Genomic DNA, 575 nt, shown 5'->3' with positions numbered 1-575 from the left:
GTGCGTGAGCTGGCGCGTGACCGTTTCCGCGGCCGCGCCATGAAGTGGCTCGACGGCACGTTCCCGTGGGAGAACCTGCACGATTTGGCCGAGATCGGCGTGCTGGGCATGTCAGTACCCGAGGAATATGGTGGTTCGAGTCTGCCGGTGTTCGATACCGCCCTGGTCCTGGAAGAGGTCGCCAAGGTCTGCTATGTCACTGCCATGGCCCTGATGAGCGAAGTGGGTGTACAAACGCGCGTGATCTCCACCTATGCGCCGGAGCACATGAAGCGCGACATCTTGCCCAAGGTCTGTTCGGGCGAAGTGTTGCTCGCTATTTGCATGACCGAGCCGCATGCCGGCACCGACGTGCCAAACTTCCGGACCAACACCACCATCAAGGGCGACCGGGCGTTGATCAAAGGCGTGAAAACGCTGATCAGCAAGGCTGATGAAGCGGAATGGTTCATCGTGTTCACCCGCATCAACGGCCGGCCGGGGCGCGACGGCATTGGGTGCGTGCTGGTGAATCGGCATACACCGGGCTTCAACGTCACCGGGCGCTACCACACCATGGGCGGAGAATACCTCTC

Annotated in this window: 1 protein-coding gene; it reads left to right on the top strand. The window is 61.4% G+C overall.

What is annotated here, in order from left to right; all coding sequences use genetic code 11:
• Nucleotides 1-575: acyl-CoA dehydrogenase family protein (locus tag AC1DQ3_RS36680; protein ID WP_477124972.1), on the top strand; the 575-nt coding region annotated here is incomplete at both ends.

It is taken from the genome of Cupriavidus sp. 01T418, from assembly GCF_056398885.1.
This window is presented reverse-complemented; position numbering and strand designations above follow the sequence as displayed.